The 12,574-nt window shown below is 65.7% G+C and carries 10 protein-coding genes and 1 tRNA gene; 8 read left to right on the plus strand and 3 right to left on the minus strand.

Annotation, left to right across the window (positions count from 1 at the left end; translation table 11 throughout):
- Positions 1–142: 142 nt before the first annotated feature.
- The 4 genes from ACWDVB_RS36650 to ACWDVB_RS36665 are packed head-to-tail and all read left to right on the plus strand — an operon-like array spanning position 143 to position 4,463.
- Positions 143–1,072 (plus strand): branched-chain amino acid ABC transporter permease, encoded by a 930-nt coding sequence (locus ACWDVB_RS36650; protein WP_451519312.1) that lies wholly within the window; start codon positions 143–145, stop codon positions 1,070–1,072.
- A 5-nt stretch (positions 1,073–1,077) separates the two neighbouring features.
- Positions 1,078–2,922 (plus strand): branched-chain amino acid ABC transporter permease, encoded by a 1,845-nt coding sequence (locus ACWDVB_RS36655; RefSeq protein WP_451519311.1) that lies wholly within the window; start codon positions 1,078–1,080, stop codon positions 2,920–2,922.
- Between the two features lie 3 nt (positions 2,923–2,925).
- Positions 2,926–3,747: an ABC transporter ATP-binding protein gene (locus ACWDVB_RS36660; protein WP_451519310.1), complete on the plus strand. Its 822-nt coding sequence runs from the start codon at positions 2,926–2,928 to the stop codon at positions 3,745–3,747.
- A complete protein-coding gene (locus tag ACWDVB_RS36665) occupies positions 3,747–4,463 on the plus strand; it encodes an ABC transporter ATP-binding protein (RefSeq protein WP_451519309.1) in 717 nt (238 codons plus the stop codon). The genes ACWDVB_RS36660 and ACWDVB_RS36665 overlap by 1 nt, the downstream gene beginning before the upstream one ends.
- A gap of 73 nt (positions 4,464–4,536) precedes the next feature.
- Here the strand turns inward: ACWDVB_RS36665 and ACWDVB_RS36670 are convergent, their stop codons facing one another.
- Positions 4,537–5,196, minus strand: coding sequence for an ANTAR domain-containing response regulator (locus ACWDVB_RS36670; protein ID WP_451519308.1), 660 nt, complete (start codon positions 5,194–5,196; stop codon positions 4,537–4,539).
- Between the two features lie 100 nt (positions 5,197–5,296).
- Between ACWDVB_RS36670 and ACWDVB_RS36675 the strand changes: the two genes are divergently transcribed.
- The 3 genes from ACWDVB_RS36675 to ACWDVB_RS36685 all read left to right on the plus strand — a co-directional run bounded on the left by ACWDVB_RS36675 (position 5,297) and on the right by ACWDVB_RS36685 (position 8,313).
- A tRNA-Leu gene (locus ACWDVB_RS36675) sits at positions 5,297–5,371 on the plus strand.
- 107 nt (positions 5,372–5,478) lie between these two features.
- Positions 5,479–6,255, plus strand: coding sequence for a transcriptional regulator (locus tag ACWDVB_RS36680; RefSeq protein ID WP_451519307.1), 777 nt, complete (start codon positions 5,479–5,481; stop codon positions 6,253–6,255).
- A 150-nt stretch (positions 6,256–6,405) separates the two neighbouring features.
- Positions 6,406–8,313, plus strand: coding sequence for an alkyl/aryl-sulfatase (locus tag ACWDVB_RS36685; RefSeq protein ID WP_451519306.1), 1,908 nt, complete (start codon positions 6,406–6,408; stop codon positions 8,311–8,313).
- Positions 8,314–8,332: 19 nt separating this feature from the next.
- On the opposite strand, the gene pyk is transcribed toward ACWDVB_RS36685, so the two are convergent.
- Both pyk and ACWDVB_RS36695 read right to left on the minus strand, forming a co-directional pair.
- Positions 8,333–9,769: a pyruvate kinase gene (gene pyk / locus ACWDVB_RS36690; RefSeq protein WP_451519305.1), complete on the minus strand. Its 1,437-nt coding sequence runs from the start codon at positions 9,767–9,769 to the stop codon at positions 8,333–8,335.
- A 132-nt stretch (positions 9,770–9,901) separates the two neighbouring features.
- Entirely contained in the window at positions 9,902–10,636 is a 735-nt protein-coding gene (locus ACWDVB_RS36695) for an SIMPL domain-containing protein (RefSeq protein ID WP_451519304.1), read from the minus strand.
- Positions 10,637–10,764: 128 nt separating this feature from the next.
- Here ACWDVB_RS36695 and ACWDVB_RS36700 point away from each other — a divergent pair, with 128 nt between their 5' ends.
- Positions 10,765–12,567 (plus strand): bifunctional metallophosphatase/5'-nucleotidase, encoded by a 1,803-nt coding sequence (locus ACWDVB_RS36700; protein WP_451519303.1) that lies wholly within the window; start codon positions 10,765–10,767, stop codon positions 12,565–12,567.
- Positions 12,568–12,574: the final 7 nt, after the last annotated feature.

Below are 12,574 nucleotides of genomic sequence, written 5' to 3' on the forward strand. Positions count from 1 at the left end.
TTCCACGACGGCGCCGAGGAGCGGGTGTCCGGCGGCGTCGAGCCCGGCTCCCGCCCGCGCGGCGTCGCATCCGACGCAGCGACGGCCCGACCGCCGCAGCGGTGCCGAATCCGTCGCTTTCGAAAGACTCGGAGGACCTGCGGTGCACGAACTGCCGCAACAGCTGGTCAACGGCCTGCTACTCGGATCCATGTACGGCCTGATCGCCATCGGCTACACCATGGTCTACGGCATCGTCCAGCTCATCAACTTCGCCCACGGCGAGATCTTCATGGTCGGCGGCTTCGGCGCCCTCACCGTCTGGCTCTGGCTCCCCGGCTCCACCACCATGTGGGTAGCCATCCCCCTCATGCTCATCGGCGCCGTCATCGTCTCCACCACCATCGCCGTCGGAGCCGAACGCTTCGCCTACCGCCCCCTGCGCGGCGCCCCAAGACTCGCACCACTCATCACCGCCATCGGCCTCTCACTCGCCCTCCAGCAAGCCGTCTGGGCCTGGTACCCCAGCGCCAAGTCGTCCCGCACCTTCCCCGAGATCCCCGGCGACTCCATCCACATCGGCAGCGTCACCATCCAACCCGGCGACCTCTTCCTCGTCGCCGCCGCACCGATCTGCATGTTCGCCCTCGGCTGGTTCGTGATGAAGACCCGCGTCGGCCGCGGCATGCAAGCCACCGCACAAGACCCCGACACCGCCAAACTCATGGGCGTCAACACCGACCGCGTCATCGTCGTCGCCTTCGCCCTCGGCGCCGCCTTCGCCGGCATCGCCGCCGTCGCCTACGGCTTCCGCTACGGCGAAGTCAACTTCCGCATGGGCTTCCTCTGGGGCCTCAAAGCCTTCACCGCCGCCGTCCTCGGCGGCATCGGCAACATCTACGGAGCCATGATCGGCGGACTCGTCCTCGGCATCGCCGAAGCCATGGCCACCGCATACATGAACGACATCCCCGGCATGGACAAACTCGGCGGCCAGTCCTGGGCCGATGTCTGGGCGTTCGTACTCCTCATCATCGTCCTCCTCGTCAGGCCACAAGGCCTCCTCGGCGAGCGCGTCGCGGACAGGGCGTGACCACCATGACCACACACACCACAGCGGCCGACACCCCCCGCCCGCACAAAGAAAACACCCCCCAAGGCCTCCTCCCCATCCCCACCGGCCCCGCCCGCGCCATGGCCACCGGCGGCGGCGCACTCACCACCATCTCCGCCTTCCTCGCCTGGACCTGGACCACCGCCTTCCCCGGCGACCTCACCGTCTACGGCTACCCCGGCGGCCTCCAATGGCTCGTCCTCATCACCGGCGCCCTCACCACACTCCTCGGCCTCGCCTCCTACGGCACCAAGGGCATACGAGCCATCGCACCCGGCAACGCCGACGCCGCCCTCAAATACGCCGCCCTCGCAGCCTTCACCACCGCCTGGTACACAATCCTCGCCATCAGCACCAAACTCGGCGGACTCGCCAACCTCGAACCAGGCGGCTGGATCGCCGCCCTCGCCACCCTCACCGCCCTCACCGGCGCCCTCGCCCTACCCTTCCAACGCCCCCAGACCTACCCGGTCGACCCCGAAGACACCGGCTGGGAACAGTACAAACACCGCCAACGCAACGCCCTCACCATCCTCAGAGGCGCCTTCGCCGCCGAAGCACCCCCCACACCCCGCAAACTCCCCGACTACGCCGAAATCCTCGCCATCGTCGCCGCCCTCGCCACCGGCCTCCTCATCTTCACCTACGGCATCGGCACCGAATACGACGAACTCTTCATCGGCTTCCTCATCTCCGTCGCCCTCGGCTTCGCCGCACTCTCCAAAGCCGGCCTCGTCGCCCAGATCTCCGTCTACACCGCACGCCACCGCAACATCACCCTGCTCGGCGCATTCCTCGCCGCAGCCGCCTTCCCCTTCACCCAGAACGACGACCAATACGCCACCATCGGCGTCTACATCCTCATCTTCGCCACCGTCGCCCTCGGCCTGAACATCGTCGTCGGACTCGCAGGACTCCTCGACCTCGGATACGTCGCCTTCCTCGGCGTCGGCGCCTACGCCGCATCCATGGTCTCCGGATCCCCCTCCTCACCCTTCGACATCCACCTCCCCTTCTGGGCCGCCATCCTCGTCGGCGCCGGAGCCTCCCTCATCTTCGGCGTCCTCATCGGCGCCCCCACCCTGCGCCTGCGCGGCGACTACCTCGCCATCGTCACCCTCGGCTTCGGCGAAATCTTCCGCCTCGTCGCCATGAACAGCGACGGCGCCTCCGGACCCGACATCACCAACGGGTCCAACGGCATCTCCTCCATCCCGAACCTGAAGATCTTCGGCTTCGACTTCGGCCTGGAACACAGCATCGGCGGCTTCACCATCGGCCGCTTCGCCAACTACTTCTTCCTCATGCTGCTCATCACCCTCGTCGTCGTCCTCGTCTTCCGACGCAGCGGCGACTCCCGCATCGGCCGCGCCTGGGTCGCCATCCGCGAAGACGAGACAGCAGCACTCGCCATGGGCATCAACGGCTTCCGCGTCAAACTCATCGCCTTCGCCCTCGGCGCCGCCCTCGCCGGACTCGCCGGCACCGTCCAAGCCCACGTCACCTACACCGTCACACCCGAGCAATACCAATTCGCCAACACCGTCCCACCCAACTCCGCGTTCCTCCTCGCCGCCGTCGTCCTCGGCGGCATGGGCACCATCAGCGGACCCCTCGTCGGCGCCGCACTCCTCTACCTCATCCCCAACAAACTCGCCTTCCTCGGCGACTACCAACTCTTCGCCTTCGGCCTCGCCCTCGTACTCCTCATGCGCTTCCGCCCCGAAGGCCTCATCCCCAACCGCCGCCGCCAACTCGAATTCCACGAAGCCGAACTCGACCCCGGCGAGACACCACCACCCACAGTCCTCAGCAAGACAGGGGCCTGACCCATGACCACCGACACCAACACAACCGGCCACGCCCCAGCCGCCCCCACAGGACAGACCGTCCTCGACGCCCGCGGCGTCACCATGCGCTTCGGCGGCCTCACCGCCGTACGATCCGTCGACCTCACCGTCAACAGCGGCGAAATCGTCGGCCTCATCGGCCCCAACGGCGCCGGAAAAACCACCTTCTTCAACTGCCTCACCGGCCTCTACAACCCCACAGAGGGCGAAGTCCGGTACAAAGGCACCATCCTGCCCGCCAAATCCTTCAAGGTCACCGCGGCCGGCATCGCCCGCACCTTCCAGAACATCCGCCTCTTCGCCAACATGACCGTCCTGGAAAACGTCCTCGTCGGCCGCCACACACGTACGAAGGAAGGCCTCTGGTCAGCGCTCCTGCGCGGCCCCGGCTTCCACAGGGCCGAAGCGGCGTCCAAGGCCCGCGCCATGGAACTCCTGGAATTCGTCGGCCTCGCCGACAAAGCCGAACACCTCTCGCGGAACCTGCCCTACGGCGAACAACGCAAGCTGGAGATCGCACGAGCCCTCGCCAGCGAACCAGGACTGCTGCTCCTCGACGAACCCACCGCGGGCATGAACCCCCAAGAAACCCGCGCCACCGAAGAACTCGTCCTCGCCATCCGCGCCATGGGCATCGCCGTCCTCGTCATCGAGCACGACATGCGCTTCATCTTCAACCTCTGCGACCGCGTCGCCGTCCTCGTCCAGGGCGAAAAACTCGTCGAAGGATCCAGCGAAACGGTCCAGCAGGACGACCGCGTCATCGCCGCCTACCTCGGCGAACCCTTCGAGGAGAACAACTGATGACCGCACTCCTTGAGGTCGAGGACCTCCGCGTCGCCTACGGCAAGATCGAAGCCGTCAAAGGCATCTCCTTCACCGTCGAGGCCGGCAAAGTCGTCACCCTCATCGGCACCAACGGCGCCGGAAAAACCACCACACTCCGCACACTGTCCGGCCTGCTCAAACCAGTCGGCGGCACAATCAAATTCAACGGCAAAACCCTCCGGAAATACCGCGCCGACCAGATCGTGGCACTCGGCCTCGCCCACTCCCCCGAAGGCCGCCACATCTTCCCCCGCATGACCATCGAGAACAACCTCCGCCTCGGCGCCTACCTCCGCACCGACAAAGCAGGCATCGAAAAAGACATCACCCGCGCCTACGAACTCTTCCCCATCCTCGGAGAACGTCGAAAGCAAGCCGCGGGCACCCTCTCCGGCGGCGAACAACAAATGCTCGCCATGGGCCGCGCCCTCATGTCCCAGCCGAAACTCCTCATGCTCGACGAACCCTCCATGGGCCTCTCACCGATCATGATGCAGAAAATCATGGCCACCATCGCCGAACTCAAAGCCGGCGGCACGACCATCCTCCTCGTCGAACAGAACGCCCAGGCCGCGCTCTCCCTCGCCGACGAAGGCCACGTCATGGAGGTCGGCAAGATCGTCCTCTCCGGCACGGGGGGTGACCTCCTCCACGACGAATCCGTGCGGAAGGCGTACCTGGGCGAGGACTGACCCCGCCCTACGCGAAAGAGACCCGCACCCCGAATTCCGGGTGCGGGCCTCTCTCTACGTACGCGTTTCCGGGCTAGCCCTTCGCCGCCTTCTTCTCCTCGGCGTCCTCGATGACCGCCTCCGCGACCTGCTGCATCGACAGCCGACGGTCCATCGACGTCTTCTGAATCCACCGGAACGCGGCGGGCTCCGTCAGCCCGTACTCCGTCTGCAGGATCGACTTCGCGCGGTCCACCAGCTTCCGCGTCTCCAGACGCTGCGAGAGGTCCGCGACCTCCTTCTCCAACGTCTTCAGCTCCGTGAACCGCGAGACGGCCATCTCGATCGCCGGGACGACGTCACTCTTGCTGAACGGCTTCACCAAGTACGCCATCGCGCCCGCGTCCCTCGCCCGCTCGACGAGGTCGCGCTGCGAGAACGCGGTCAGCATCAGCACCGGGGCGATGGACTCCTCGGCGATCTTCTCCGCCGCGGAGATGCCGTCCAGGACGGGCATCTTCACGTCCAGGATCACCAGGTCGGGCCGGTGCTCGCGGGCCAGCTCGACGGCCTTCTCACCGTCACCGGCCTCGCCTACGACGCTGTACCCCTCTTCTTCGAGCATCTCTTTGAGGTCGAGCCGGATCAGGGCCTCGTCCTCGGCGATGACGACGCGGGTCGTCAGCGGAGGCACGTGCGACTTGTCGTCGTCGGACACGTGGTCTGCGGGCTGGGGCGACTCGGGGGCGGTCACGGGGGCTCCTCGATCAGGGCAGGGGTACAGCTCCCAAGAGCCTACCCAGCTGCGGTATGGTGGTTGGGCAGCGGGTCGGGGGAAACCTTTGATTCGTCGGGCCCCGGTAGTCCAATTGGCAGCAGACGAAGGTCTCAAACACCTTACAGTGTGGGTTCGAGTCCCACCCGGGGCACTTTTCTTTCGATCCCAAGGTCACCGTTAGCAAGCGGATGTTCCCGTTCCCGTGAACATCCGCTTTTTGCTGCATACCGAGGCCCATTGCCCCGCAAAGTGGGGCGCATGTACGACATGGGCACGCGCAAGCGAGCACTGAACCTCATCAGCCAGGGCCGCAGTCTCAACTCCGTAAGCAAAGAAATCGGTGTCTCCAGGGCCGCCATTCGTTCCTGGAAAACCCGCATCGAACCACTCGGCTACGACCGTGCTCGTCCGTGCCCAAGATGCCGTGACACTCCAGGCGAGCCTGACGATCCGGCCGCCTATTCGTACTTGCTGGGCCTCTATCTCGGCGACGGCTGTGTCAGCCTCCTGCGGCGGGGCGTCTACTCCCTCCGGATCGCGTGCGCCGACGACTGGCCCGGACTTATCGATGCCTGCGCCGACGCCATTCGGGCCGTACGCCCGGACAACAAGGTCTGCCGCGTCCAAAGTGTGGGCTGCCAGTACGTCACCTGCTGCAGCAAGCACTGGTCCTGCCTCTTCCCCCAGCATGGCCCGGGCAAAAAACACAACCGCAAGATCGCCCTGGACCCCTGGCAGCAAGAGATCGTCGACGCCCACCCGTGGGACTTCATCCGGGGGCTGATCCACTCCGACGGCTGCCGCGTCACCAACTGGACCACCCGCATGGTCGGCGGTGAACGCAAGCGCTACGAATACCCGAGGTACTTCTTCACCAACGTGTCCGACGACATCCGTCAGCTCTTCACCGACACCCTCGACCGACTCGGCATCGACTGGAGGCACTGCACCCGCCACGGCAACCCGTACAACATTTCCGTCGCCCGCAAAGCCTCCGTCGCCCTCATGGACACCCACGTAGGCCCCAAATACTGACCCCACCCGCACCCACGCAATAGGACGCGTCACTCCCCTCGGCCGCCCCCGTTGGGAGTCGCCCCAAATCCCCGGCGATTCATTGACCGCCCCGTACCCCGCTGCGATGTTCGGCCACGTCAGCCCACTTCATCGTCCGAAGAGGTACGTATGACTCCCCTGAACCGGCGCGGCTTCGTCGCCGCGGCCGCAGGCGCTGCCGCCGCGGCCGTCGCTCTCAGCCCCGAGATCGCTTCCGCCCTCTCCGGGGGTGAGGGGAGGAACGAGGACAGGGGGGACTTCGAGAGCGCGGACCGGGGGTTCATCGCGGCGCTCGTGCCGGGTGTCGTGAGGAACGCCAAGGGGCAGGTCGTCTGGGACGCCGACGCGTACGGGTTCCTGGAGGGGGACGCTCCGAAGACCGCCGACAAGAGCCTGTGGCGGCAGTCGCAGCTCGTGTCGAAGCAGGGGTTGTACAAGGTCGCCGACCGTATCTATCAGGTGCGCGGGCTCGATCTGTCGAACATGACCCTGGTCGAGGGCGATACCGGGGTCATCGTCATCGATCCGCTGATCTCCGCGGAGACCGCCGCCGCCGCGCTCAAGCTGTATCGCGGGCACCGGGGCGAGCGGAAGGTCACCGGGCTCGTCTATACACACCCTCACGTCGATCATTTCGGCGGTTGTCGCGGTGTACTGCCGGATGGTGCCGGTGAGGTGCCGGTCCTGGCGCCGGACGGGTTCATGGACCATGCCGTCTCGGAGAACGTGTACGCGGGTACGGCGATGCAGCGGCGTTCCGGGTACATGTATGGGGCGCAGTTGCCCAAGTCGGCGGTGGGGCAGATCGGTTGTGGGTTGGGGCAGACCGTGTCGTTGGGGTCGATCGGGTTGATTCCGCCGAGTCGGGACATCACCAGGACGGGGCAGCGGGAGACGGTCGACGGTGTGGTGTTCGAGTTCCAGATGACGCCGGGGACCGAGGCGCCGGCGGAGATGAACTTTCTGCTGCCGGGTCTGCGGGCGGTCTGTATGGCGGAGAACGCGACGCACACGATGCACAACATCATCACGTTGCGCGGTGCGCAGGTGCGTGATGCGCGGCAGTGGGCGCGGTATCTGGATGAGTCGGTGGTGCTCTTCGACGGGAAGGTGGATGTGGCGTTCGCGTCGCATCACTGGCCGACGTGGGGCGGGGAGGCGATTGTCGAGTTGTTGGAGCAGCAGCGGGATCTGTATGCGTATATGCATGATCAGACGTTGCGGTTGATCAATGTGGGGTTGACGGGGCGGGAGATCGCGGAGGAGTTGGTGTTGCCGCCGGCGTTGGCGGGGGTGTGGGCGAATCGTGGGTATTACGGGTCGCTCAGTCATAACGTCAAAGGGATCTATCAGCGTTATATGGGATGGTTCGACGGGAATCCCGCGCATTTGTGGGAGCATCCGCCGGTCGCGGAGGCGAAGCGGTATGTGCGGGCGATGGGGGGTCGTTCGGCGGCGATCGCGAAGGCGAAGGGGTTTGTGCGTGATGGTGATCTGCGGTTCGCGGCGACGTTGCTGAATCACGTCGTGTTCGCGGATCCGAAGAGCCGGGCCGCCAGGACCGAGTTGGCGCGGGTCTATACGAGGTTGGGGCAGGCTTCGGAGAACGCGGTGTGGCGGAATTTCTATCTGACGGGTGCGATGGAGTTGCGTGAGGGTGTCGCTGCTGCGCCGACGACGGTGATGAGTGCGGACATGTTGGGGGCGTTGTCCGTGGATCAGTTGATTGATTCGGTGGCGATTCGTATCGACGGGCCGAGGGCGTGGGATCTTGAGCTGCGGATGGACTGGGGTCTTCCGTCGCTCGGCAAGGTGTGGCATTTGACGGTGCGGCACGGGGTGTTGACGTATCGCAGTGACGAGAAGTCGGACCCGCGGGCTGGTCTTACGTTGACGATGACCAAGGCTCAGTTGCTGGGGATGCTGGGCGGCAAGGGGCTTGGTGGTATCGGGGTCGAGGGTGACGTGTCGCTGCTGTCGAAGCTTCTTGCCGTGGTGGGGAAGCCTGATCCGGACTTCCCCATGGTGACTCCGTAGAGCGGGAGAATTCTGGCGGTTACTGCGGGTCGTCGTCCTCGCCGATGTGGTGGATGCGTACGAGGTTGGTGGAGCCGGGGACTCCGGGGGGTGAGCCTGCGGTGATGACGACGATGTCGCCTTTTTGGCAGCGGCCGATTTTGAGGAGGAGTTCGTCGACCTGGTCGACCATGGCGTCGGTGGATTCGACGTGGGGGCCGAGGAAGGTTTCGACTCCCCAGGTGAGGTTGAGTTGTGAGCGGGTGGCGGTGTCGGGGGTGAAGGCGAGGAGGGGGATGGGAGAGCGGTAGCGGGAGAGGCGGCGGACGGTGTCGCCGGACTGGGTGAAGGCGACGAGGAATTTGGCGCCGAGGAAGTCGCCCATTTCGGCGGCGGCGCGGGCGACGGCGCCGCCTTGGGTGCGGGGTTTGTTGCGTTCGGTGAGGGGTGGGAGTCCCTTGGCGAGGATGTCTTCTTCGGCTGCTTCGACGATGCGGCCCATGGTGCGGACCGTTTCGATGGGGTATTTGCCGACGCTGGTTTCGCCGGAGAGCATGACGGCGTCGGTGCCGTCGATGACGGCGTTGGCGACGTCGGATGCTTCGGCGCGGGTGGGCCGGGAGTTGTCGATCATCGAGTCGAGCATTTGGGTGGCGACGATGACGGGTTTGGCGTTGCGTTTGGCGAGTTTGATGGCGCGCTTTTGGACGATGGGGACTTGTTCGAGGGGCATTTCGACGCCGAGGTCGCCGCGGGCGACCATGATGCCGTCGAAGGCGGCGACGATGTCTTCGATGTTGTCGACGGCTTGGGGTTTTTCGACTTTGGCGATGACGGGGAGGCGGTGGCCTTCTTCGTCCATGATGCGGTGGACGTCTTCGATGTCGCGTCCGCTGCGGACGAAGGACAGGGCGATGATGTCGCATCCGGTGTGCAGGGCCCAGCGGAGGTCTTCTTCGTCCTTGTCGGAGAGGGCGGGGACGGAGACGGCGACGCCGGGGAGGTTGAGGCCTTTGTGGTCGGAGACCATGCCGCCTTCGATGACGGTGGTGGTGACGCGGGGGCCGTCGATGGCGGTGACTTCGAGGGTGACTTTGCCGTCGTCGACGAGGATGTGTTCGCCGGTGGTGACGTCTTGGGCGAGGCCGCTGTAGGTGGTGCCGCAGAGTTGGCGGTCGCCTTGGATGCCTTCTTCGACGGTGATGGTGAAGGTGTCGCCGCGTTCAAGGAGTACGGGGCCTTCGCTGAAGTGGCCGAGGCGGATCTTCGGGCCTTGAAGGTCGGCGAGGATGCCGACGCTGCGGCCGGTCTCTTCGGAGGCCTTGCGCACGCGCTGGTAGCGCTCCTCGTGGTCGGCGTGGGTGCCGTGGCTGAGGTTGAAGCGGGCTACGTCCATTCCGGCTTGGACCAGGGCTTTGATCTGGTCGTACGAGTCGGTGGCGGGTCCCAGGGTGCAGACGATTTTGGCTCGGCGCATGGTTCGACCCTAGGGCTTACCGGTCAGTAGAGAATTGGTCGGGCGTGACTACTCAACAACCTTTGCGTGAAGGGGGGTTGACAAGTGTTGAAGTGTGCGGGGCGCTGCTCCGATGAGCGGTTTGCGGGCCCGTCAGGCGTTCAATTCCGGGGGCACCATGGTGAATCGGGCGTTGACCTGTGCGTAGACGTGCTGGCGTTGTGGTTCGAGGTCGAGGGGGGCCGCTTCGGTGGCCGTGTCGGCTGTTCCTCCGTAGGCGACGGAGCGCATGGCGCCCGCGGGTGCGCCGTCGTATCCGTGGGCGGGGCTGTTGTCCGCGCCGATGTCGGCGAGCTCGATGAGGGCGGCGAGGTGGGTGCCGAGTGCTTCGGCGTATTCGCGGGCGCGCTGCACGGCTTCGCGGACGGCGTCCTGGCGGGCCTGGCGGTGGGTGGGTGAGTCGGGGCGCAGGGCCCACCAGGGTCCTTCGACGCGGGTGAGGTCGTGGTCGGCGAGGCGGGTGGTGAGTTCGCCGAGTGCGGTGAAGTCGGTGAGTTCGGCGGTGATGTGGACGTGGCCGTGGTAGGCGCGGACGCGTTCGCCGCGGCCGTGTTTGGTGAGTTCGGGGCTGATGGAGAAGGTGCCGGTCTCCAGTTTCTCGACGGCGTCGCCGTAGGTCTTGATGAGGTCGAGGGCGGTGGTGTTGCGGCGGGTGAGGTCGTTGAGGGCGTCGCGTCGGTCGGTGCCGCGGGCGGTGATGGTGATGCCGATGCGGGCGATTTCGGGGTCGACTTCGAGGTGTGCTTCGCCGCGGACGGCGACGCGGGGGGCGTCGGGGGTGCCGTAGGGGGTTCCGTGGGTGCTGTGTGGGGTGGGGGTGGTGTCCATGGGGCCACTCTGGCAGCGGGCGGGGGCGGCTGACAGTCATCGGATCGAAACCTGTGGGGTCTGTTGCGGGTGTGGTGTCGGGGGTCAGAATCTACGCGCGTTACTACGGTCGACCGAGGAGTACAGAAATGCCGCTGAACCGCAGGAAGTTCCTGGGCACGTCCGCCGCCACCGGCGTCGGTGTGGCCCTCACGGGTGGGGCTGTGGCGCCGGCCGCGGCCGAAGCGAAGGGCAGGCCCGGCCGGCGGGAGAAGCGGTACTCGTTCACCGTCCTCGGCACGACGGACCTGCACGGCAATGTCTTCAACTGGGACTACTTCACGGACAAGGAGTTCGACGACAAGGACCACAACGACGTGGGCCTGGCGAAGATCTCCACGTTGGTGAACGAGGTCCGTGAGGAGAAGGGCCGCCGGAATACGCTGCTCATCGACGCGGGCGACACCATTCAGGGTACGCAGTTGTCGTACTACTACGCCAAGGTGGACCCGATCACCGCCGAGCGTGGTCCGGTGCATCCGATGGCGCAGGCGATGAACGCGATCGGGTACGACGCGGCGGCGCTCGGCAATCACGAGTTCAATTACGGCATTCCGGTGCTGCGGAAGTTCGAGGAGCAGTGCGACTTCCCGCTTCTGGGGGCCAATGCGCTGGACGCGAAGACGCAGCGGCCCGCCTTTCCTCCGTACTTCATGAAGCGTCTGCGCACTCCGCACGGCCGGGATGTGAAGGTGGCGGTGCTGGGGCTGACCAATCCGGGCATCGCGATATGGGACAAGGCGAATGTTCAGGGCAGGATGACGTTTCCCGGTCTTGAGGAGCAGGCCGCGAAGTGGGTGCCGAGGCTGCGTTCGATGGGTGCGGATGTCGTCATCGTGTCGGCGCACTCCGGTTCCAGTGGCACGTCGTCGTACGGTGATCAGCTGCCGTATGTGGAGAACGCGGCGGGTCTGGTGGCCGAGCAGGTGCCGGGGATCGACGCGATCCTGGTGGGGCACGCGCACACGGAGATTCCCGAGTACTTCGTGGTGAACAAGGCGACCGGCAAGAAGGTCGTGCTGTCGGAGCCGCTGAAGTGGGGGCAGCGTCTGACTCTGTTCGACTTCGACCTGGTGTGGGTGAAGGGCCGCTGGTCGGTGGAGAAGGTCGGCGCGAAGGTCCTGAACTCCAATACGGCGGCCGAGGACAAGAAGGTCACCAGACTGCTGGCCGACGAGCACGAGAAGGTCGTCGCTTACGTCAATCAGGTCATCGGTACGTCGAAGGCGGCGATGAGCACGGCCGAAGGCCCGTACAAGGATGTCGCGATCATCGACCTGATCAACCAGGTGCAGAAGGAGACGGTGGCCGAGGCTCTGAAGGGCGGCGCGTACGCGGCGCTGCCGGTGCTGTCGCAGGCGTCGTGTTTCTCGCGGACGGCGCAGATCCCGGCGGGCGATGTGACGATCAGGGACGCGGCGGGCCTCTATCCGTTCGAGAACACGCTGGAGGCGCGGCTGCTCACGGGCGCGCAGCTGAAGGAGTACCTGGAGTTCTCGGCGCGCTACTACGTGCGGACGCCGGCGGGTGCTCCGGTGGACCCGGCGAAGTTGACGAACGCGGAGAAGATCCCGGATTACAACTACGACGCCGTGTACGGGGTGACGTATGAGATCGATATCGCGAAGCCTGTGGGGTCGCGTGTCGTGAAGCTGTCCTTCGGGGGTGCGGAGGTCGATCCGAAGGCTGAGTTCGTGCTCGCGGTGAATAATTACCGGGCGAGCGGTGGCGGCAATTTCCCGCATATCGCGGGTGCCAAGCAGCTGTGGGCGAATTCGGAGGAGATCCGGAACACGATCATCGGCTGGGTGAAGGCGAAGGGGACGATCGACCCGGGTCGGTTCGCGTCGGTGGACTGGAGGCTGACCCGGGACGGTACGCCGGTGTTCTAGCTTCGGA

Source organism: Streptomyces sp. NPDC003379, assembly GCF_053589195.1.